25 protein-coding genes and 1 riboswitch are annotated in these 22,089 nt (G+C 43.7%); of the genes, 22 read left to right on the top strand and 3 right to left on the bottom strand.

Annotated elements, in window-relative coordinates:
* The 5 genes from BN1002_RS12385 (at position 1) to lysA (ending at position 4,607) form a co-directional block, all read left to right on the top strand.
* Positions 1-624 (top strand): stage V sporulation protein AA, encoded by a 624-nt coding sequence (locus tag BN1002_RS12385; protein WP_048825318.1) that lies wholly within the window; start codon positions 1-3, stop codon positions 622-624.
* Positions 611-1,036: a stage V sporulation protein AB gene (locus tag BN1002_RS12380; protein ID WP_048825317.1), complete on the top strand. Its 426-nt coding sequence runs from the start codon at positions 611-613 to the stop codon at positions 1,034-1,036. The genes BN1002_RS12385 and BN1002_RS12380 overlap by 14 nt, the downstream gene beginning before the upstream one ends.
* A 25-nt stretch (positions 1,037-1,061) precedes the next feature.
* Positions 1,062-1,643, top strand: a complete 582-nt coding sequence (locus BN1002_RS12375; protein WP_269429822.1) for a stage V sporulation protein SpoVABEA — start codon at positions 1,062-1,064, stop codon at positions 1,641-1,643.
* Positions 1,621-3,099, top strand: a complete 1,479-nt coding sequence (locus BN1002_RS12370) for a spore germination protein (protein ID WP_048825315.1) — start codon at positions 1,621-1,623, stop codon at positions 3,097-3,099. Before BN1002_RS12375 ends, BN1002_RS12370 begins: the two co-directional genes overlap by 23 nt.
* Before the next feature lie 173 nt (positions 3,100-3,272).
* The gene (lysA, locus tag BN1002_RS12365; protein ID WP_048825314.1) at positions 3,273-4,607 is read left to right on the top strand and encodes a diaminopimelate decarboxylase; all 1,335 of its coding nucleotides are present in this window, start codon (positions 3,273-3,275) and stop codon (positions 4,605-4,607) included.
* 43 nt (positions 4,608-4,650) lie between these two features.
* On the opposite strand, the gene BN1002_RS12360 is transcribed toward lysA, so the two are convergent.
* Positions 4,651-5,514, bottom strand: coding sequence for a DUF1002 domain-containing protein (locus BN1002_RS12360; RefSeq protein ID WP_048825313.1), 864 nt, complete (start codon positions 5,512-5,514; stop codon positions 4,651-4,653).
* Positions 5,515-5,951: 437 nt separating this feature from the next.
* Between BN1002_RS12360 and BN1002_RS12355 the strand changes: the two genes are divergently transcribed.
* On the top strand, positions 5,952-6,323 hold the full coding sequence (locus BN1002_RS12355) for a GNAT family N-acetyltransferase (protein WP_048825312.1): 372 nt from the start codon (positions 5,952-5,954) through the stop codon (positions 6,321-6,323).
* A gap of 45 nt (positions 6,324-6,368) precedes the next feature.
* Here the strand turns inward: BN1002_RS12355 and BN1002_RS12350 are convergent, their stop codons facing one another.
* Positions 6,369-6,905 carry a DUF309 domain-containing protein gene (locus BN1002_RS12350; RefSeq protein ID WP_048825311.1) on the bottom strand — a complete coding sequence of 179 codons (537 nt, stop codon included), beginning with the start codon at positions 6,903-6,905 and terminating at the stop codon, positions 6,369-6,371.
* Positions 6,906-7,012: 107 nt separating this feature from the next.
* A complete protein-coding gene (locus tag BN1002_RS23315; RefSeq protein WP_082036224.1) occupies positions 7,013-7,108 on the bottom strand; it encodes a YjcZ family sporulation protein in 96 nt (31 codons plus the stop codon).
* 227 nt (positions 7,109-7,335) lie between these two features.
* Between BN1002_RS23315 and BN1002_RS12345 the strand changes: the two genes are divergently transcribed.
* From BN1002_RS12345 to BN1002_RS12270, 16 genes are all read left to right on the top strand, one after another.
* Positions 7,336-8,109 (top strand): segregation/condensation protein A, encoded by a 774-nt coding sequence (locus tag BN1002_RS12345; RefSeq protein ID WP_048825310.1) that lies wholly within the window; start codon positions 7,336-7,338, stop codon positions 8,107-8,109.
* Complete coding sequence (gene scpB, locus BN1002_RS12340; protein WP_048825309.1) at positions 8,096-8,674, top strand: SMC-Scp complex subunit ScpB; 579 nt, start codon at positions 8,096-8,098, stop codon at positions 8,672-8,674. Before BN1002_RS12345 ends, scpB begins: the two co-directional genes overlap by 14 nt.
* Before the next feature lie 71 nt (positions 8,675-8,745).
* On the top strand, positions 8,746-9,165 hold the full coding sequence (locus tag BN1002_RS12335; protein ID WP_048825308.1) for a hypothetical protein: 420 nt from the start codon (positions 8,746-8,748) through the stop codon (positions 9,163-9,165).
* 189 nt (positions 9,166-9,354) lie between these two features.
* Positions 9,355-10,506 carry a D-alanyl-D-alanine carboxypeptidase family protein gene (locus BN1002_RS12330; RefSeq protein ID WP_048825307.1) on the top strand — a complete coding sequence of 384 codons (1,152 nt, stop codon included), beginning with the start codon at positions 9,355-9,357 and terminating at the stop codon, positions 10,504-10,506.
* On the top strand, positions 10,499-11,086 hold the full coding sequence (locus tag BN1002_RS12325; protein WP_048825306.1) for a nucleoside recognition domain-containing protein: 588 nt from the start codon (positions 10,499-10,501) through the stop codon (positions 11,084-11,086). The genes BN1002_RS12330 and BN1002_RS12325 overlap by 8 nt, the downstream gene beginning before the upstream one ends.
* A 4-nt stretch (positions 11,087-11,090) precedes the next feature.
* Positions 11,091-11,618, top strand: a complete 528-nt coding sequence (locus BN1002_RS12320; protein ID WP_048825305.1) for a spore maturation protein — start codon at positions 11,091-11,093, stop codon at positions 11,616-11,618.
* 368 nt (positions 11,619-11,986) lie between these two features.
* The gene (locus BN1002_RS12315; RefSeq protein WP_048825304.1) at positions 11,987-12,724 is read left to right on the top strand and encodes a pseudouridine synthase; all 738 of its coding nucleotides are present in this window, start codon (positions 11,987-11,989) and stop codon (positions 12,722-12,724) included.
* Positions 12,725-12,815: 91 nt separating this feature from the next.
* Positions 12,816-13,340: a thiol-disulfide oxidoreductase ResA gene (gene resA, locus BN1002_RS12310; RefSeq protein WP_048825303.1), complete on the top strand. Its 525-nt coding sequence runs from the start codon at positions 12,816-12,818 to the stop codon at positions 13,338-13,340.
* Positions 13,341-13,362: 22 nt separating this feature from the next.
* A complete protein-coding gene (gene resB / locus BN1002_RS12305) occupies positions 13,363-15,018 on the top strand; it encodes a cytochrome c biogenesis protein ResB (protein WP_048825302.1) in 1,656 nt (551 codons plus the stop codon).
* Positions 14,999-16,165: a c-type cytochrome biogenesis protein CcsB gene (ccsB, locus tag BN1002_RS12300; protein WP_048825301.1), complete on the top strand. Its 1,167-nt coding sequence runs from the start codon at positions 14,999-15,001 to the stop codon at positions 16,163-16,165. The genes resB and ccsB overlap by 20 nt, the downstream gene beginning before the upstream one ends.
* 125 nt (positions 16,166-16,290) lie before the next feature.
* Positions 16,291-17,007 carry a response regulator transcription factor gene (locus tag BN1002_RS12295; RefSeq protein WP_048825300.1) on the top strand — a complete coding sequence of 239 codons (717 nt, stop codon included), beginning with the start codon at positions 16,291-16,293 and terminating at the stop codon, positions 17,005-17,007.
* Positions 17,004-18,782 (top strand): ATP-binding protein, encoded by a 1,779-nt coding sequence (locus BN1002_RS12290; protein WP_048825299.1) that lies wholly within the window; start codon positions 17,004-17,006, stop codon positions 18,780-18,782. The genes BN1002_RS12295 and BN1002_RS12290 overlap by 4 nt, the downstream gene beginning before the upstream one ends.
* 194 nt (positions 18,783-18,976) lie before the next feature.
* A complete protein-coding gene (gene sigX, locus BN1002_RS12285) occupies positions 18,977-19,567 on the top strand; it encodes an RNA polymerase sigma factor SigX (protein ID WP_082036223.1) in 591 nt (196 codons plus the stop codon).
* A complete protein-coding gene (locus BN1002_RS12280) occupies positions 19,542-20,114 on the top strand; it encodes a hypothetical protein (RefSeq protein WP_048825297.1) in 573 nt (190 codons plus the stop codon). The genes sigX and BN1002_RS12280 overlap by 26 nt, the downstream gene beginning before the upstream one ends.
* Complete coding sequence (locus BN1002_RS12275; RefSeq protein ID WP_048825296.1) at positions 20,087-20,749, top strand: GerMN domain-containing protein; 663 nt, start codon at positions 20,087-20,089, stop codon at positions 20,747-20,749. Before BN1002_RS12280 ends, BN1002_RS12275 begins: the two co-directional genes overlap by 28 nt.
* A 170-nt stretch (positions 20,750-20,919) precedes the next feature.
* A complete protein-coding gene (locus BN1002_RS12270) occupies positions 20,920-21,705 on the top strand; it encodes a peptidoglycan DD-metalloendopeptidase family protein (protein WP_082036222.1) in 786 nt (261 codons plus the stop codon).
* Between the two features lie 129 nt (positions 21,706-21,834).
* Positions 21,835-21,967: riboswitch (FMN riboswitch) on the top strand.
* Positions 21,968-22,089: the final 122 nt, after the last annotated feature.

Here is a 22,089-nt window from a genome sequence, read left to right as displayed (position 1 = left end):
TTGGAAAAAACGGTCTACATCCGCATGAGAAACAGGATTCTTGTCCAGCCGGGACAGGACTTATCCATCGGTGAAATAGCACAAGTCCTGGCCCCTGAAACTGTAGGTCCAGCCATCAAAAAGAGGGTCATTTATAAAGTGACCAAAATGGACAGCAACTTTGTGGTTATTGATGCCATGATGGTGATAAAAAAGATAACAGAAATCTTTCCAGCAGCTGATATCCAGGCAGTCGGCCCCGCCCAGACATTGATAGAAGTTGAGTTTAAAAAGAGTAAGGGCCTATCCTTTCCATTATTTATTCTGATTTGGTTACTGCTATTCTTCGGATCCGCTATGGCAATTATGAACTTCCATGATGATGTCAGCATGAAAAGTGTCCAATCAAAGCTTTATACAATCATTACCGGAGAAAAATCCGAAAAGCCGCTCTTATTTCAAGTCCCTTATTCCCTTGGTCTTGGATTAGGAATGATTTTGTTTTTTAACCACATTTTTAAAAAGAGGATTAATGAAGAGCCCAGCCCGCTCGAAGTGGAAATGTTCAATTATCAGCAAGCACTTGATTCATATGTAATCCTTCATGAAAATAAGGAAAGCATGAAACGCCTTGACAACGATTGAAGCCCTATTCACTATATTCATCGCATTAAGCGGCGGCTTGGCTGTTGGTTCGGGCTATGTGGCTTTTTTGACAGTTCTCGGTATACTGCCCCGCCTTGCGCAAATTTCCAAAACAGCGGATAAAATTATCTGGTATGAAGCGGCGATTATTTTAGGCACAATGGCAGGGATTTTTGGCGGTCTTAGAGATCCTGTTTTAGGAATTTCACCATATATCCTAATTGCCATGGGCCTGGCAGGAGGAATATTTGTCGGAATGATCGCCGGTGCATTGGCAGAGGTCCTGAATGTAATTCCAATACTGGCCAAAAGGCTGAATATAGATGGGAAAATCATCACTCTGCTAATGGCGGTCGTTCTTGGTAAAATTTTCGGCTCTCTCTTTCAATGGCTTTACTTTATTAAACAGTAAATACCCAGGAAAGGAGTGAATGAGTATCATGACCAGGCAGGTAATTATTGTTACCGACGGTGACGAATATGCAAGAAGGTCGATTGAACATGTTGCGGGTGAAATGGGCGGCCGAACAATTTCGCTATCTTCGGGCAATCCTTCAACATTAAGTGGACCTGAAATCGTCAATTTAATTAATATGGCGGAAAATGATCCTGTCTTTGTCATGTTTGATGACAGCGGACTTGCAGGAGAAGGGCCGGGTGAAGCGGCTTTAAAGTTTGTTGCTGCCCATTCTGATATCGAAGTGTTAGGGATTATTGCGGTTGCTTCCAATATTCATCATTCTGAGTGGACACGAGTCGACGTATGTATCGATCGGGATGGAGAATTGACACCTTATGGCGTGGATAAATTCGGAATCCAGGAGCTTGAACGGGGGAAAATTTACGGTGATACGGTCTACTGCCTTGATAGTCTCGACGTACCGGTCATAGTTGGGATTGGGGATATTGGTAAAATGGCGAGGAGAGATCATTACAAAAACGGAGCTCCAATAACAAAAAAAGCGGCCGAACTGATTCTCGAAAGGAGCGGTTTTTATGATAGGAAAAGAGGAAAATAAGAAGCTGCTGCCTAAGTCTTTGACGGAAATCGAAACCTATATGAAGGAACAAGCGGGACTCGGGAAAAGTTTTGACCTCGGGGTCAGAAAACTTAAATTCCAGCGCAAGGATGTCCACTTTTATTATGTCAACGGCCTTTGTGAAACAGCTTTTATCATTGAGATTTTAGAGGAACTGAACGAAGCCTGCAATAATGGCAAGTCTGTATCAGGAGTCATGGGCTTTCTTGAGCAAAACCTGTCCCACCAGTCAGTTGAAAAAGTTTATACGATAGAAAAGTTTGTTACTTCTGTCCTTTCCGGGCTAATCGTTTTTGTCATGGAGGGAGAGGGGGTCGGGCTTTCCGTCGATACACGCGGATACCCGGGTAGGCAGCCCCAGGAACCGGATACAGAGAAAGTTGTCAGAGGTTCCAGGGATGGATTTGTTGAGAATATTGTTTTGAATACAGCACTTACAAGAAGGCGGATTCGTGATGAGCGCCTCCGTTTCGAATTAATGCATGTCGGTGAAAGATCAAAGACAGATATTGCCATCGCCTACATCGAGAATGTCGCCAATCCGTTGCTTGTCTCTAAAATTCGCAAAGAACTGAAAGCGATAAAAGTGGACGGGCTCCCAATGGCGGACAAAACAATAGAGGAATTCATCGTAAAACAAGGCTTTAACCCTTATCCACTTGTTAGATACACAGAGCGTGCCGATGTGGCTTCCGTCCATTTATTGGAGGGCCATGTCCTGATTTATGTTGATACGTCGCCAAGTGTCATCATTACCCCGGCTACCTATTTCCATCATGTCCAGCACGCGGAAGAATACCGCCAATCACCAGCCGTTGGAACGTTTGTGCGCTGGTCAAGATTTATGGGAATTTTCTCATCAATCTTCCTTCTGCCGCTTTGGTTTTTATTTGTTATGGAACCAGGCCTCCTGCCGGAGAAATTATCATTTATCGGCCCGAATGATAAAACGAGTATCCCGATTATTATCCAATTGCTGCTGGCGGATTTAGGTATTGAGTTCCTGAGGATAGCGGCCATTCATACTCCGACCCCATTATCAACTGCGATGGGGTTGATTGCCGCAGTCCTGATTGGGCAAATCGCCATAGATGTGGGCCTGTTTGTTCCTGAGGTAATTCTGTATGTCGCAGTTTCAGGAATCGGGACATTTACAACGCCGAGCTATGAGTTGAGTGTGGCTAACAAAATTATCCGTTTTTTCCTGCTGATATGCGTGGCTTTCTTTCATACCCCGGGTTTTATTATTGGCACCACGATTTATTTATTGTTCCTGATTCAAATAAAAACGTTCGGAACCCCATATTTTTGGCCATTTATCCCTTTTGAGCCAAAGGCATGCCTGCAAATTCTGATTAGAAGGGCGGTTCCAGGGTCTTTTCTCCGCCCGCGAATTATGAAGGCCGGGAACAGGACGCGCCAGACTGTAAAATAATGATTGGCATTGCGGATTAAAGCGTGCTGTGGTAAAGTAATTTTTAATAAAAAGGGACGGGCATATTTATGGACAGTACCAGCAAGGGGCCTGTCTTTTTTCTTTATCCCGGTTACCCATACACCCATACAAAACATTGGCATAAGGCGATACTGAACAGGGAGAGGGAATACATGCATTTTAATGGAACTATAGGGGTTAACCAGGCGGGTAATTTGGAAATAGGGGGAGTGGATGCCATTGAATTGGCAAAAGAATACGGGACTCCTCTCTATGTGTATGATGTTTCTTTGATCAGGGAAAGGGCACGGGGATTCAAGCGCGAATTTGAGCAGCAAGGGATTAAAGCACAGGTCGCCTATGCGAGCAAAGCGTTTTCAACTATCGCTATGCTTCAGCTGGCGGCTGAAGAAGGGCTTTCTCTGGATGTCGTTTCCGGCGGTGAATTGTATACGGCAAAAGCGGCTGGATTCCCTATGGAAAAGACCCACTTCCATGGCAATAACAAAAGCAGGGAAGAACTTGAAATGGCTGTATCTTACGGGGTTGGTTGTTTTGTTGTCGATAATTTTCATGAGCTTGAGATGTTGAATGATATATGCGGTGAAAAAAGGGCTGTGGTGAATATCTTGCTAAGAATAACTCCCGGTATTGAAGCACATACACATGATTATATTTTGACCGGTCAGGAAGATTCGAAATTCGGTTTCGATTTGCAAAATGGCCAGGCAGAACAGGCCCTTAAAACTTCAATCAGCAATTCATATTTTAATGTTCTCGGCGTGCACTGCCATATTGGTTCGCAAATATTTGAAACAACAGGATTCCTGTTGGCGGCCAGGAAAATCATCAGCAAGCTTGCAGAGTGGAAAAATACCCTTTCTTTTGAAACGAAAGTCCTTAACCTTGGCGGTGGCTTCGGAATCAGGTATACAGATGAGGATAATCCCATTCCTCCTTCCCATTATGTACACGAAATTATATCGGAGGTGAAACGCCTCACCGCCAGCCATGCTGTCAAAATGCCTGAGATTTGGATTGAGCCGGGACGCTCCCTTGTTGGAGACGCGGGCATCACACTTTATAAAACCGGTTCCAGAAAGGAAGTTCCAGGGGTTAGAAAGTATCTGGCTGTCGACGGCGGCATGAGTGATAATATTAGGCCAGCGCTCTACCAGGCGAAATACGAGGCTGTCCTCGCATCACGCCCGCTGGCTGAGCCGCGGGAGACTGTATCGATTGCAGGGAAATGCTGCGAATCGGGAGATATGCTTATTTGGGACCTGCCTTTGCCTGAGGCAGACAAAGAAGAAATCCTTGCTGTTTTCTGTACAGGGGCTTATGGCTATTCTATGGCCAACAATTATAACAGGATTCCGAGGCCGGCGGTCATTTTTGCTGAAAATGGACGTGCGACCTTGGTAGTGAGAAGAGAAACATATGAAGACCTTTTGCAGTATGACCTGCCGTTTATTTCTGTTACCGAAAAAGAAGCTGCCCGAAAATAAGGGCAGCTTCTTTTTTTATAATTTAATGAGAATGTCGGCAATCCTATTCAAAAAAGGAGCGGATTGCATCTGCCACACTGGAGAAAAACTTTTTCAGGCTGGCTAATATCCCTTTACCTTCGTCAGATTCAAGGAATTTCGAGAATTTATCTTTCGCTTTGTTCAACTGGTCTCCTACCTGGTTCCAGTCAATGTTCAAATCTTTCAGTTTATTGAAAAGATCAGTCAGTGATTTTAATTCTTCATTTGTCAGGTCAACCTTTAGATCTTTTGCTGCCTGTTCGATCAAAGCTTTTATTTCAGCTTCGTTTTTAGGCTTTTCTTTAGCGATATCCTGTTTTACTTTCGCAATAAGTGCAGCCGCATTTTCTTTTCCAATGGAGTCCCCGAGCTTGGCTGTTTCGACCATTTCCTCATTCGCGGCCTGTTTAACTTCCTCCGGAATTGTTTTATCCGCCGAAATTTCATACGCCTTAATGATCCCGGTCAGTGCAGCCGTTCCGGAAACTGGGATGGGGGCGGTAATGTAGATGTTTGCATCCTTCACTCCGGCTGTCATGAGGGCATTTAAATACATTTCATCTGTCACCCAGGTGATATTCTTTGTTTTAACAGTCAGGCCTGTGTCCTTTTTGCTGACAGTCGTTGCGGAAGAGGAAATTGCCCTAGTCCCAATCATTGTTTTTGGCACGTATTTCCCTAAATATTGGTGCTCTTCCTGATTGCTGACCGTAATTACCTGTACATCTGCGGGTGCCTCCATCTCCTTTAACAATTCAGTCTTTTGAGCGTCGGTCAGGTTTTCACCCAAGGTGACGATCATATCACCTTCAGCCAGGTCGGCAAAAGCCTGGCCGGGAATCAGTAGCATACTTGCAGCAAGGAAAAGGCTTAGTATTTTTTTCATAGTTCCTCCCTAAAAATCTAATATAATTATTTCCCAATAGAAGACATCCCCAGTTTTATTGTATCAACTTAGCAGTACTTGGCAATAGTGTAGATAATTTATAAAATATAGTGTAGAATGTTTGGCATTGGCATCCATATCTTAATGGAGGTGCAATCATTTGCAGGACAAAAGCAATTTGGTATTGCTAATCATTCTCGCGGCTATGGCATTGGGATGGGGAATCATATATTGGCTGTTCATCGCTTGAGTTGCATTATACCCGATTTAACAGGTAATTGAACAGCATTCTGGGAATGGCTTGGTATTGCCCCCTTGTTTTATATTCTGTATGATTGGGGATGGCGCAACTTAATTGAAATCTTTACATATACTAATTTTGTAACCATTCCTGGTTTTTCGCCGGAATGGGCTTATTACAATAATGAGGGATCAAAATGTTAATTCGCTACAAAAGACAGTTCGAGAAAATCGCCATGGGCCTGCTTTCATTCATGCCAGGCGAAAAAGATATAAAGAAGCTGCAACAGTCAATGAAGCAATATGAGTCGGATGAAGCATGGCAGCTTTTCCTTTGGAAGGAAGAGGATGACATTATCGGCCTGATCGGCTTAGTCCATTCAGGAGTGGACACCGCGGAAATCCAGCATATCTCGGTTAATCCTTCGCATCGCTGCCAGGGAATCGGTCGAAGCATGATTACCGCGATACGTGAGATGTTTCCCGAAAAGTCATTAGAGGCAAATGAACTCACCGCTCCTTTTTTTGAAAAATGCGCGAATGAAGAAAGTGCAGGAGATGAATGTTAATCATCCCTGCACTTTTTTGGTTTTATCAGCTGTGCGGCTATTAACTTATTCAGGACTTGGTTCCTTGCTTCCATGTTTCTTTTTAAGGGCCATTTCCCTTTCAAAAATAACAGATGAACGGTCGCGTGATTTATGACGGTCAATAATGTCGGCGGATGGGGTGTAGTCTTTTTTGCACCAATCAAAGCCTTTGTCTAAACAAGCTTCCATACACATTTCCTTCAGTGATGGATCATGGATGGGGATAACGAAACTCTGGTAAACCCGGCCTGTTTCCACAGTTGTAATAAATGCTTCCAGTTTGGAAAGAAACTCATTCTTATTGAGTCCCAACCTGGCAAGTTCATTTTCACGTTGTTTAAAACTGGCTAATGCTTTATTGAGCGTCCTGGAAGACCCGGCAATATTGCCCCTGCGGAAATGATAGCTGCCGACAGCCAGTTGGATAAAAGCGGCCCAGACGGAATTTTTATTGCCGGGATCATGGTCCTTCCAATATTCTTCAAGCAGTTCATGGCACTCAAAATAATCCCGGTCGCCATGAAAATGGACGAGGTAGTCTATATAGGCTTTTGGATACATGTTTTTCCTCCGGAGATGTAATCTTGTGTAAATCTTACCATAGAAAACGGCAAGAAGCCCGCAAGCCAATTTGCGGGCTCATTCCATTAAATTTTTGATTTAGCTTTTTAGCACCAGGAAGCCCCGACGATAATTAACAAAATAAACAGAACAACAATTAATGCAAAGCCTCCTCCGAATCCGAAGCGGACACCATCACCCATTGATACTACCTCCCATTTATCTTTTTCCATACATGGTATGAAAGATGGGACCATTGTGTCTGGGCGGAAATGATAAAATATGAGTATTTCTTCAATTCAAGGGGCAGGGAGCTGGCAAGTTAGCGATTTTTAAAGGATTTCCGTTAAAATTCTTGTTGGAATAACCTGATTCAATCCTCTATACTAAAAGTACTAATGAAAAATAGCAGAACTTTGGTGAGTAATTTATGCATTATAATGTGAAAATTGATACGTTCGAAGGTCCGTTGGATTTGCTGCTCCATTTGATTAACACACTCGAGATCGACATTTATGATATCCCGGTCTCGCAAATTACCGAGCAGTACCTCCTATACATCCATACAATGAAAGAACTGAAACTTGACCTTGCCAGTGAATATTTAGTGATGGCAGCCACACTTCTGGCGATAAAAAGCAAGATGCTTCTTCCGAAACAGGAGGAGGAGCTATTTGACGAGGGAATGGATAGCGGATATGAAGAAGACCCGCGCTCGGAGCTCGTTGAAAGGCTGATTGAGTATAGGAAATATAAAGAAGCCGCGATAGACCTGAAAGGGATGGAAGAAGAACGGAGCCTTATATATACAAAGGCGCCGAGTGACCTGTCCGAGTTCGCAAAAGGTGCGGCAAAGCCTAATACAGGCGCGCCAACGGCATCGTTGTATGATATGCTGGGCGCTTTTCAAAAATTGATGAGGAGAAAGCGTCTGCAAAAGCCGCTTTCCACTAAAATTGCCCGCCAGGAAATTTCCATTGAAAAAAGAATGGATGAAATTATCAGCATGTTTAAAAATCAGGCTGGGACTGTCGACTTTTATGACCTCTTTCCATATCCAGAGAAGGAATACATTGTTGTCACGTTCCTTGCTGTCCTTGAGTTAATGAAAAGGAATGAAATTATTGCGGAGCAGGCAGAGAATTTCGGCGGAATCCAGATTACGCCAGTACAGAAAGGAGCAGCCGCGGTTGGATATTATTAATTATCACAGCATTCTCGAAAGTTTATTATTTGCTGCCGGGGATGAAGGTCTTTCCATCAAGCAAATTGCCGAGGCGATGGAGATAGACGAACAAAGGGCCACATTAATTGTGGATGAACTGCGGTCAAAGCTTGAAAGCGATAAGGACCGGGGCCTTATGATTATTTTGCTTGCGGGCACAGTCCAGCTTGGCACAAAAAAGGAAAACGCATCTTATTTAAAGAAATTGGTGGAATCGCCAGGATCCTCCAATCTTTCCCAGGCTGCTTTGGAAACGTTGGCAATCATCGCCTATAAGCAGCCGATTACCAGGGCGGAAATTGAAGAAATCAGGGGCGTTAAAACTGAAAGAGCACTGCAAACATTAATGTCAAAAGCGTTGATCAAAGAAGCTGGAAGGGCGGAAGGATCCGGTAGAGCTTATTTATATGGAACCACTAAAGAGTTCCTTGATTACTTCGGATTGAAAAACATTAAAGAACTGCCCCCGCTGCCGGATAAAAATGAAGAGGATTTTATCCAGGAAGAGGCGGATCTGTTTTTCGGAAAGTTTCAGGAAATTTAAGCATGCCCGCTTTTTAGCGGCCCTATGCTAAAATGGGAGTATGGTACATTCCAGGGGAAGGGGAGTCTGTTATGATAATCAAAAAATGCACAGGCTATGAGCTTGAAAAAGAAAAATCCAATACATCGGAGGATTTCTTTAACAGAAGTGAATTAACTTTCGTTGACGAGGGGGTTGAAAAAACCCTGCATGTTTTATACCTTCGCTATTTTGATGAAAACTTTTCCGAATTTGTTCCCTTTGAAACCGATCCGCTTTTTAAGGCTGAAGGGAAAGAAGTGTTTTTCAAGGATATTGTGGCGCTTGCCTGCATGATTAAAAACCCGGGCCTCCGGAATAGAAAGCGCCTTTACCTGCATACACAAAAAGAATTCGCCGAGTATTTAAAAGGGATTGACTTTTCAAAGGTCCCTGAAATCTTCCAGTCTCTTGAAACTAAAGGGAGTTATGAATTACGCTCACCGCTTGAGTTCGTCCTGCAGCATAATTAAATCGCTTGCTTGCGGCGATTAGAAAAAAAGAATACATAAGATACCAGGCTGTCCCAAAAGGTCATTGAAAGATGCCCTTTTGGGACAGCTTTTTTTCTAGCCGCCGGGCAGGGAGAATGTGGGTTTCGGTCATATTGAAGGCTAAAAAGCATAAACTTGTACAAATAAAAAAAGGAGACCGAGCCTGCGATGAAAAAATTATTTCACTCCCTCCTTTGGCTGCTCAGTCTGTCCCTGATCATGGGCACACTCCCTGCCAAAGCATCTCCGTCCCTCTCCGTGAGTGGAAGGGCGGCTATATTAATGGAACAGAAGACGGGCCGTGTTTTGTTTGAAAAGCAGGCTCATACCCCAATGAGAATAGCGAGCATCACAAAAATTATGACAGCTATTCTCGCAATAGAATCGGGAAAAATGGATAAAGAGGTCCTTGTCAGCGATAGGGCCGTACGGACTGAAGGGTCATCCATTTATTTAAAGCCAGGTGAAAAAATAAAGCTGAAAGATCTTGTTTACGGACTGATGCTCCGGTCAGGAAATGACGCGGCAGCTGCGATTGCCGAGTTTGTAGGCGGAAGTGAAGAAGGCTTCGCCTTTTTAATGAATCAAAAAGCAGCCGAAATCGGCATGCTAAATACGTATTTTTCTAATCCACATGGACTTGATAATAAAGAAAACCATTATTCCACTGCATACGATATGGCGCTTCTGACCAGATATGCGATGGGGAATGAAATGTACCGGAAAATTTCCGGCACAAAAGTCCATCATTCCCCGAATCCGGAGGAAAACTGGGACAGGGAATGGAGAAACAAAAACAGGCTCCTATCAATGTACCCTTTTTCTACGGGCGGAAAGACAGGCTATACGAAACGGGCAAAGCGGACATTGGTGACGACCGCCAAAAAAGGGGAAATGGAACTAATCGCGGTTACGCTGAATGCGCCTGATGATTGGAATGATCATATCTTAATGTTCGAATCTGGCTTCGCCAGTTTTAATATGGGGGAAATACTGCCAAAAGGTAAGATCGAATCAATCAATAGTCCATATAAAAACGGAGAATTATATATTCAAAACAGGGTCATCTACCCGTTAACAGCTGGAGAAGAAGGGAAAGTCACCATCGAATATAAATTGGCCGAGCCAAGTAAAGGAAAATTTCCAGGCAGCAAGGCTAAAAACGGCAATCTGGCAGGAAAAGCCATCATCTTTTTGGAAGGACGGGCGGTAAGATCGGTCCCGGTTTATTTCAGGCCGTCAAAAGCCCCAAAAAACAGTTATCTAAACGAATTAAAACACTTTTTTACCATGGCGATCGGCATGAGAGACAATGGTTAATTATATTTGGGTTTCCCTGACGGTCATTGGAATTGTGTTCGCCATGTTTAATGGAACGATGCACGAGGTGAACCAGGCGATTTTCCAAGGCGCGAAGGATGCCGTGACATTATGCATCGGCCTCATCAGTGTGCTTGTTTTCTGGCTGGGCATGATGAAGATTGCGGAAGAAGCGGGGATGCTGAAATTTTTGGCCAAGCTTTTCAAACCATTGGTCAAACCGCTATTCCCGGAGGTTCCCGAGAATCATCCCGCGATGGGCTATATTCTTTCAAATATGATTGCCAACATGTTTGGCCTAGGTAATGCCGCCACCCCGCTCGGGTTAAAAGCAATGGAACAATTGCAACTCCTGAATAAACAGAAAGACCTAGCCAGCCGCTCTATGGTAACCTTCCTTGCCATCAATACTGCAAGTGTCACCATTTTGCCGACAACCGTCATTGCCATCCGGATGAACTATAACTCCTCGTCCCCTGCCGAAATCGTTGTTCCGACTCTCATTGTCACCATTCTGTCTGCCATTGGAGCTGTTATAATAGATCGATATTTTTATTGGCGGAGAAGCCGCAAAGGATGATTTTATGGGGGTAATTGCTGACATTTCACTTTGGTTTATCCCTTTGATAATCGCAGCCATTTTGCTGGTCGGCACTTTTAATAAAGTCCCGACATACGAAAGCTTTGTTGATGGCGGCAAAGAGGGAATCAAGATAGCTGTTTCAATCATCCCATTTCTGGTGGGCATGCTTGTTTCTGTTTCAATCTTTCGGGCTTCCGGGGCATTGGATGCCCTTACCGGCTGGCTCAGGCCCTGGCTCGCTGAAGCGGGGCTTCCTCCGGAAATTCTCCCGCTTGCCTTGATTCGGCCGATTTCCGGTACAGCCGCGCTCGGAATGACGAGCGATATGATTGCTGTATATGGCCCGGATTCTTTTGCAGGAAGACTCGCATCCATTTTGCAGGGAAGCACCGACACAACATTTTACGTCCTTACCGTCTATTTCGGATCCGTTGGCATCCGAAAAATGAGTGATGCCCTTAAAGTAGGCCTTTTGGCTGATGTGCTAGGAATAATCGTCGCCATCATTGCAGCCATCATAATATTTTAAAAATTGGCCTGTTTAAAGGATTATGTAAATTCTTTTCTAGTTGATTGGAATGGAGGGGACTGACTCCAGCGGGATGGACCAGCAAGAGGAGACCCCGCAGGAGCAAAGCGACGAGGAGGCTCCACAGATGCCCCGCGGAAAGCATGCCCTAGAGTGGAAATCAACATTCCATATTATTGAATAAGAATAAATCAAGCCATACCGTCCTTTCCGTTAAGGGCGGTTTTCATTTTTGCAGGAAAACACCGGGAAGGCTGGACAGTTTTTGCAAAATGGCACTGATACTTTGAAATTAGGCGAAATTGTGTCATAATTCATTAGAAAACAATTTCAAAATAATTATCGACCAATTAGCTGAGGTGGCATAAATGGAAAGACTGCAAAAGGTAATCGCCCAAGCCGGCATCGCTTCAAGACGGAAAGCGGAAGACCTGATTAAAGAAGGCAAAGTGAAAGTGAACGGCAAGGTTGTGACGGAACTTGGGACTAAAGTCTCATCCAATGACAGGGTAGAGGTAAATGAAATTCAAATAGAGAGGGAAGAGCCTGTTTACCTGCTTTTTTATAAGCCCCGCGGAGTCATCTCAACAGTCAAAGATGAAAAAGGCAGGAAGGCAGTAACTGATTTCTTTCCTGATATTAAAGAAAGGATCTTTCCTGTTGGGAGGCTTGACTACGATACGTCAGGGCTTCTCCTGCTGACTAACGATGGCGATTTCGCGAATTTACTGATGCATCCGCGAAGCGAAATTGAAAAAATTTATGTCGCGAAAACGGAAGGCATTCCGGTACGTGAAAATTTAAGGAAGCTTGAACGCGGGATTAAACTTGACGATGGAAAGACGGCACCTGCAAAAGTAAAGCTGCTTTCCAGCGACAGTAAAAAGAAAACAGCCATCATTGAAATATCGATACATGAAGGAAGGAACCGACAAGTAAGGAGAATGTTTGAGGCCATTGGGCACCCGGTCAGCAAATTGAAGCGTGAGCGCTACGGATTCCTGACACTAGGGAACTTAAGAGCAGGCGAAATGCGTGAACTGACTCCACATGAAGTAAAGCAGCTTAGGGCATTGGCCTTACGGTCGGATGGGAAAAAGTCATAAAAACGTCACAATTACCATTAGGTTAACAAGGTGGCTATGTTGAAAAATGATATAATTTAGCAGAACATGCCTTGAATTTGGGGGATTGAAGATGAAGAAAAGGCGGTTGGCAATTAGGACTGTCATATTATTGCTTCTGGCTGCGGCTGTCGGCTATACGCTGTATGCTAGTTTGACGAAGGAAGAGCGCTCGAGGGCAGGAACCGGTGAACTGGCGCCTGATTTTGTGCTGACGGATTTAGAAGGAAATGAGCATAAGCTTTCCGATTACAGGGGACAAGGGGTCTTTCTTAACTTCTGGGGAACATGGTGCAAACCGTGTGAAAAGGAGATGCCCTATATCAATAACCAGTACAAGCAATTCAAAGACAGGGGCGTCCAGGTTTTGGCTGTGAATATCAGCGAATCCAATGTCGCTGTCCAGACTTTTTCAGACAGGTATGGACTTAGTTTTCCGATTGTCCTGGACAAGGACAGCCAGGTGATGAACGCTTATGGAGTGGGGAATCTGCCGGCGACATTCCTTGTGGACAAGGAAGGAAGGATAGTCAGGTATCATACAGGCCAGTTGACGGAACAGGCTGTGAAAGCGTTTATGGAAAGTATAGAACCTTAAAAGATATTAGGGAGTTTTTAAAATGAAGGATGTAAAATGTGAGTGCGGGCATGTAAATCCACATGGAACAGTTCTTTGTGAAGCTTGCGGCAAGGCTCTTGACGAAACAGCGGCTTCGGAAAAGCTTCATGATATGCGCTATGAAGGCAGTTCACGGCGCTCGCAGACATACAACAAAACAGTCATCGATAAAATATGGAACTTCTTTTCATCAGTAAAAGTCGGGATTTGGCTGATTGTCATCACGCTAGTTGCTTCGGCAATCGGGACGATTTTGCCGCAGGAAATGTACATACCTCCTGTCGCTTCGGCGGGGGAATATTATGAGGAACAATACGGATGGTTTGGCAAGCTCTATTATGTGCTTGGCTTCCATAATTTGTACAGCTCCTGGTGGTATTTGATCCTCATTGCTATGATAGGAATTTCTCTCGTAATCTGCAGTCTTGACCGGGTCATTCCATTATACAGGGCACTAAAGGCCCAACGAGTGGTCAGAAATGACGGTTTCCTAAAGAAACAACGGGTTTTCGGGATTACCGAAGGAGCCGATCAGACAGAAGTGATTGATGAAGTAAAGAAGAAACTTGTTGCAAAAAAATATCACGTCCGCGAAGAACAGGGGAACCTACTTGCCGAAAAGGGGAGGTTTTCCAGATGGGGTCCGTATGTGAACCATATCGGATTAATCATCTTTTTAATAGGCGGCATGCTCCGCTTTGTCCCGGGGATGTATATTGACAAGGTCTTATGGGTCCGGGAAGGGGAAACAAAGGAAATACCAGGGACAGACAGACAATATTATCTCGAGAACAAGCAGTTTATCCTGGAGTTATATGACAAAGACAAAGACGAGGAAGTCTTCCGTCAAGCCCTTGAAAAGGCAGGAAATGTAGCGAAAAACTACCAGTCGAATGTCGTTTTGTATAAAAAGTCAGCTGATTCGCTTCCTGGTGAAAAACCGAAACTCGAAAGAATAAAAGATTTTAAGATTAAAGTAAATGAACCATTAAAGTTTGAGGGATTCGCCTTATACCAGGTTGATTTCAAGCTTGATGAACTGAGCAGCATGTCATTTGCCCTGACAGATAAACAAACCGGGGAGTCATTTGGGGATTTAAAGGTGAATTTATATGAGCCTGAAAAAGAATACAATCTAGGAGACGGCTACAAAGTCCAGATACTAGGGTATTTCCCGGATTTTGAATTCGGTGAAAATGGCGAACCTGTGACGAAATCGAGAATTCCGAATAACCCCGCTTTTGTCTTTAAAATGACCACTCCGGACAAACCGGAGGGTGAGGTAAGCTTTGCCGCCATCCGGCAAACAATCGAACCTGAAGGGAAAAATAAGTACAAAATGGAGTTTAAGGCAGCAGAGACAAGGAATGTCTCCGCTTTGACGGTCAGAAAGGACAGAACGCTTTGGCTAATTGGGCTTGGCGGTCTCATTTTCATGATTGGCGTCATCCAGGGAGCCTATTGGAATCATCGAAGGATCTGGGTGCAGGCAAGAAATGGCGACGTTTGGGTTGCTGCGCACACAAACAAAAATTGGCATGGCCTAAAACGGGAAATAAACCATATTTTTGAGAATACGAGAATTTCACCTCCTGAGGACCAGCTTCAGGACGAAAAAACGGAAGGAGAGGCAGACCTTGGCAGAACTCAGCAGTAATTTGCTTTATATTGCTTTCATATTATATTTGATTGCTACGCTGCTATTTGGCGGTTCTATAAAAACAGAAAAAGGCAGTAAATGGCGACTGCTGGCAATCTCAACATCAATTGCTGGCTTCCTGGCGCAACTTGGTTTTTTTATCACCCGGTGGATTGTAGCCGGCCATGCTCCAGTCAGCAATTTGTTCGAATTTACCACTTTTTTCGGCATGGCTCTTGTCGGCGCTTTCATTTTAATATATTTTATTTATAAAACCCCATTGCTCGGATTATTTACCATGCCAGTAGCATTGTTGGTCATCGCATACGCGAGTATGTTCCCTCGTGACATAAGCCCATTAATTCCGGCTTTAAAAAGTGACTGGCTCTATATCCACGTGACCACTGTAGCATTGGGAGAAGCGATACTTGCGGTAAGTTTCGCTGCCGGAATCATCTATCTCCTGAGGGTAATTGATCAATCAAAATCGACTAAACGGACATTTTGGCTTGAGACAGTCATGTTTTCGATGGTGTGTGTCCTTGGATTTATTGCCGTCTCTGTAGGATTTTCAGCCGCAGGATATGAGGCGAAATTTAACTGGGTGGACAAAGCCGGGAAAAGCGCAGTGGCTGAATATCATTTGCCGGCTATAACAGGGCCCCATGATGGTGAACTGGTTACAGAAGGCAAATTCAATCCGTTGGTTGAAATGCCAGCTATTATAAACGCGAAAAAACTGAACACAGTCATTTGGTCATTGGTTGGCGGAAGTTTGCTGTACGGGCTGATCCGTCTTGTGACGCGCAAACGGGTATCAGCTTCACTCCAGCCACTTGTCCGCAAGATCAACCTGGACTTGGTCGATGAAATTAGTTACAGATCCGTTCTGATAGGCTTCCCGGTATTCACTCTTGGCGGCCTGATATTCGCTATGATTTGGGCGCAAATTGCTTGGACAAGATTCTGGGGCTGGGATCCAAAGGAAGTCTGGGCCTTGATAACTTGGCTTTTCTATGCTGCTTTTCTTCATTTGCGCTTGTCAAAAGGGTGGCATGGGGAAAAATCAGCATGGCTTGCGGTAATAGGATTTGTTATCATTATGTTTAACTTGGTTGCTGTAAATCTCGTGATTGCCGGACTCCATTCATACGCCGGGTCATAAGGAATACCTGACGGCCTGCCTGTAAAACATCCGGCATACAAGAGCCCCGCATGCAAATGCCGCGGCTTACAAAGTTAGTGGAACAATCATTGTTTTTATAAACTATTTGCATGGGGGGAATTGTAATGGAAAAAGACGTTAAAATTCTTGTAGTTGATGATGAGGAGCGCATTCGCAGGCTTTTAAAAATGTATTTGGAGAGAGAAGATTTCTTGATTGACGAGGCTGAGGATGGAAACGAAGCGCTTTCCAAGGCGATTGACAATGACTATGATGTCATTTTGCTTGATTTAATGATGCCAGGCAAGGACGGCATTGAGGTTTGCAGGGAGTTGAGGGAAAAGAAAGCCACCCCTGTTATCATGCTTACAGCCAAAGGAGAAGAAGTTAATCGTGTCCAAGGATTTGAAGTTGGGACAGATGATTATATTGTCAAGCCTTTCAGCCCTAGGGAAGTAGTTCTAAGGGTAAAAGCCCTTCTCCGCAGGTCTTCCCAAACAAGCTATCTGCAAACGGATACTACGACCAAAGATGTGATCGTTTTCCCTCATTTGACAATTGACAACGACGCTCATCGTGTCACAGCGGATGGCAAGGAAGTCAGCCTGACTCCGAAAGAGTATGAACTGCTTTATTTCCTTGCAAAATCCCCTGATAAAGTGTTTGATAGGGAGCAGCTTTTGAAAGAGGTTTGGCATTACGAATTTTTCGGTGATTTGAGAACGGTGGACACCCACGTTAAACGCCTGCGTGAAAAATTGAATAAAGTATCCGAACAGGCTGCCCGTATGATTGTGACTGTCTGGGGAGTTGGTTACAAGTTTGAGGTTGTGAATGAATGATCCTGCTTAGAAGTGTAGTAGGTAAACTTTGGTTTACCATTCTTTTGCTTGTTTCTTTCGTGCTGTTCATACTTACCGTCATGCTTCTGGAATTTTTCGAGAATTACAGCATGAAGGAAACAAGGGATGATTTAACACACACTGCGGAGAAAATTGCTTATGTACTTGAAAAGCATAGGGATGAGGACGCTTCTCTCGGGATAGAAATCTCGTTTGAAATTCTAGATAATTCCACAAGAGCCGTCATTATTAAAAATCCTGAAGAGGTATACTATTCTCCGAATTCGAAAGATAAAAGTACTCTAAAACTGACTGATATATATAATGATCCTGACCTTTCTAAAGTATTGAAAAAGGGAGAGAGAGTCGAAAAAGTGTCGAATCTCTCTCCGAAGACAGGACAAGAGGGAATCAATTATTCGATAATTGGTGTCCCATTAAAAATTGCTGAAAATGATAACGGAGCTGTCTTTATTTATCAATCGATCGAAGTTGTCCAAAAAACAACACGCTCCGCGACAAAGTTCATTCTTCTAGTTGCGGGAGTGGCTATAGTTCTGACGACTATTTTCGCTTTCTTTTTATCAACGAGAATTACAGCTCCTTTAAGGAAAATGAGGGAAGCAGCTTTTGAAGTGGCAAGAGGGAAGTTTGACACAAAAGTACCCATTCTAACCCGGGATGAAATTGGTGAGCTCGCAACCGCATTCAACCAGATGGGAAGACAACTGAAGTTTAACATGAACGCTCTGAATCAGGAAAAAGAACAGCTGGCTAGCATTCTGAGTTCCATGGCGGATGGCGTCATTACCTTTAACAGGGATGGGACCATCTTGATCACAAACCCTCCGGCTGATCGATTTTTGCAGTATTGGTATTATGATAAAGGGAAAGATTCACCGAGTACAGAAGAGATTCCCTCCAAAGTAATGGAGTTATTTCAAGATGCCGTTGATACTGAAAAAGAACAGATAGGAGAACTGTCCATGCTGGGAAGGCACTGGGTCATCCTTGTTTCCCCATTGTACAGTTCAAAATTCATTCGCGGCGCGGTGGCGGTCGTAAGGGATATGACCGAAGAACGCAAGCTTGATAAATTGCGCAAGGACTTCATTGCGAATGTTTCCCATGAATTACGGACGCCGATTTCCATGCTTCAGGGCTACAGTGAAGCAATTGTGGATGATATTGCCGGAACCGATGAAGAAAAAAAGGAAATGGCTAAAGTCATCTATGATGAATCGCTCAGGATGGGACGCCTTGTCAATGAACTGCTTGATTTATCGCGTCTGGAAGCTGGGCATATTCAACTGAATGTGGATAGAGTAACGATTGCCCCATACATCAGCAGGATCATCAGGAAGTTCCAGGGATTGGCTAAAGATAATGATATTTTCCTTTCCGCAGAAACAAACATCCCTGAGTTCGCTATCTCGATGGATGCAGACCGGATTGAACAGGTCCTGACCAATTTGATCGATAACGCCATGCGGCATACACCACAAGACGGAACAGTTAAAGTATTTGCTTATGGCGACGAAAAAGGTCTGGAAGTCCGGGTTGCGGATTCCGGGTCTGGGATACCGGAAGAAGATTTACCGTTTATCTTTGAAAGGTTTTATAAAGCCGATAAAGCCCGCACAAGGGGAAGAGCTGGAACAGGCCTTGGCCTTGCGATTGCAAAGAATATAATTGAAGCCCATAAAGGACATATATCTGTTCAGAGCAAAGAAGGACAGGGAACGACATTTTCCTTCTTTATTCCTCAAAGATGAGTAACCAGCCAAGAAATGTGACTAAAAATCTTGTTACATGAGAAACATTTTCCCGCCCTCGTATATGAGAGCGGTTTTTTATTTGGAACCAAAAAATATTGTCAACCCTTAAAATAAAAATGAAATAAACTTGTAATATTTTCCTTTCTTTTTGTAACAAAACGGACTATATTTAATAGTGTAACTTTTATGGGATGCTTGCGTCTAAAATATTGAACGGGGAGGAAAAGGGTATGGACTCCGTTTTTACTGAACTTTACGAAAACTATCACCAGGATGTCTATCAGTTCCTATTTTACATGGTTCGGAGTAAGGAACAGGCAGAAGATTTGGTGCAGGAGGTATATATCAGAGTATTAAGGTCTTATTCGCGTTTTGAAGGAAAGAGCAGTGAAAAGACCTGGCTGTTTTCAATTGCCAGGAACGTGGCCATCGACCATTTCCGTAAACAAAAAGGGTGGAAACAGAAGCTTTTGGAAAAATTCGACTGGAATACTGCACAAGTGCGGGATGATCAGCCTCTGCCGGATGAAATAGCCATTCAAAAGGAAGAGATCCGGAGAATGTTTAAAAGCCTTGATGCTTGTACGGTTGACCAGCGGGCGGTCATAATTATGAGATACCTTCACGAATTATCTATTACTGAAACAGCAAAGGTGCTGGGTTGGACTGAGAGCAAGGTTAAAACAACACAGCACCGAGGCATTAAAGTTTTAAAGGCTCATATGGAGCTGCTTTTTGAAACGGAGGGATTTATGGATGAAAAGGCGAGGGTTGAGCGATAAAGAGGTTGAAGATTATATAAAGGTTCTCCCTAAGGTTAGGGATGACCGGAACCCAAGGGAAATTTATCAAAATGTTTCGCTTAGGTTAAAGAAAAAGCGGAAGAGAACTTGGGTCGCACCGGCATTTGCTGCTGCGGCAGCTGTTGCTCTCGTCATGATGCTTGTATCATCAGGAATCTTTGAATCTAAACCTGAAAAAGAAATTGCTTTTGACCAAGCGCAAAATGCCCGTTCATCCGGCACGGCTAGCCAATCAGCCGATGCGCCTGACAAAAATAAGAGTGACAACGCAGAAAAAGATAAAGAGTCGCAGTTGAAAGTTGCCTTGTATGATGAAGATGATGACGCCGCCATTGAAAATGCAGCTACTTCTCTTTATGCCGAGGAAGTTGGCGATGGCGAACCTGTTACGATTTGGCTGCCTGAACAAAATGTGAATTACATGATTCCTTTCACACGGCAGTTCCGAAGGAGAAAGGCGAAAACTGGCTTGATCTTCTTCAATCCGCAATTGCTGCTTTGCAGGAGTCAGATCCTGAGCTGTTAGCGGGATTTCCAAGTACAGCAAAGCTATCTCTTGAAGGAAACGATACTCTCGTTGTCAATGTCCCGGCAGACCACCACTTTGGCGAGGGAAGTGCTGGTGAGACTAATTTCCTTAATTCAATAAAACAGAATGTCAGTTCCAACAGTAACGTGAATAAAATCAAATTTAAAACAGCCGGGGAGCCTGGTATCATGCTTGGCAACACCGGTGAGTTAACGGAAGAACCAGTAATTAAATTGGAACACAGAGCGTATATGCTTGTTTTCCAAAAGGGAAACGAAGTTCCTTATATGGTACCTTCAACGAAACAATTCGATAAGATTGAGGATGCCCTGGCAGCCATGAAAAACGGAATTGAGGATGAAAATCTTCTTCCGTCCCTGGAGCCTTCCTTTGCTCTTGGAAAGATTGAAGAAAAAGGCGGTGTCCTTCACCTTTCCCTGGCAGCTGATGCTGAACTTAAAAATGATATTCCAACACTTTATTCCTTTGAGGCAATTCTTTTGACGGCCAAGGAATTTGGTTTTAAAGCTGTAAAGCTTGAAAATGCTTTAATCGATAAGCTTGGGCCATTTGATCTTAAAAACGAAATTAATGTCCCGAATGGCCCGAATAAAAAAGAAATAGCGAAATAGAAATGTGCACGATGCCTGCCTTCCGGCAGGTTTTTTTTTGTGGCAATATCCTGATAACACGAATAAGACTTGCTTCGACTCCAAAATATAACAAATATGCAATTCGGGGTTCTCCATTTGACCGGAAATGCATAGTGTAATGAGGACGTTTGTAATTGAGGAGGATAAAAGTGAAGGATTATTTATTCAGGTTTTTGATTGCGGGTATTATGGGGGTTTGCATTTCATTGCTGTTTTTAGGGGGAAGGCAGGTGAATGCCGAGCCTTTAAAGCCTGACGCGGAATGGGTATGGCCGGCAGAAGGAGTCATATCGGATACTTATGGAACAAGGGGAGGCCGGCATAAGGGTATAGACATTGCCGGTCACCAAGGATCTATTGTCAGGGCGGCAAATGAAGGGGAAATAATAAAATCGTATTTCTCATCGACATATGGGAACGTCATTTTAATCTCCCATCCGAATGGGTATGTATCAGTTTACGCCCATCTGGATAAAAGGCTTTCCAAGGAAGGCAAACTAGTTATGAAAGGTGAACAGATTGGAACAATGGGCAATACTGGCCATTCTACCGGAGTTCATCTTCATTTTGAACTACATAGCGCGGAATGGACAGTAGATAAGAAAAATGCATTCAATCCTTCTGCCTTACTGGGGAGTGTTGGAGCCGATGGACAGATTGCATTTCATGATTTGAGGAAAAACAATATAACAGATAAAGTTATGGAAACAGGAATGGAATTACCAGATGCGGCAAAAGTCGGCCTGATACATAATGTGATAAAAGGGGATACACTTTGGGAGATATCAAAGAAGTATAACGTGACTGTAAAGGATCTTAAACACAGAAATTCTTTAAGCGGAAGCTCAATCTTTCCTGGACAAAAGCTTATCATAGGACAGCAGGGCATTGAAACAGCCCATACCGGAGTGATTTCACCTGACAGACTGGAGTAAAAAAGATTTCTAAATTTCACAAAGCTGGCAGGGAGGAGTTGTTTTCACTAAATCATCACATTTCTCCTGAGTGAAACTTCTTTCCAAAGTGTTTATTTTTCAGTATAATAATATTGATAATAAAATATTGTCTATCTTCGGGGCTGGGTGAAATTCCCGACCGGCGGTAATAAGCTTTTGCTTTAAGCCCGCGAGCCGCAATTTGGCAGGATTTGGTGCGATTCCAAAGCCGACAGTATAGTCTGGATGGGAGAAGATGGAGGTTCTGCAGCGTTCAAATTTGTACTTTTTGGACGTTTATTAAGCATGCCTTTGTGAATTCTCCCTCAAGCTGCCGGGCTTGGGGGATTTTATTTGCCATGGCCGCTTTTGCTGAACTTTTCT

The sequence above is a fragment of the Bacillus sp. B-jedd genome, from assembly GCF_000821085.1.
In the GTDB taxonomy this organism is placed as follows: Bacteria; Bacillota; Bacilli; order Bacillales; family Cytobacillaceae; genus Bacillus_D.
Note: the sequence above shows the minus strand (reverse complement) of the source record. Positions and strands in the feature narration are given on the sequence as shown.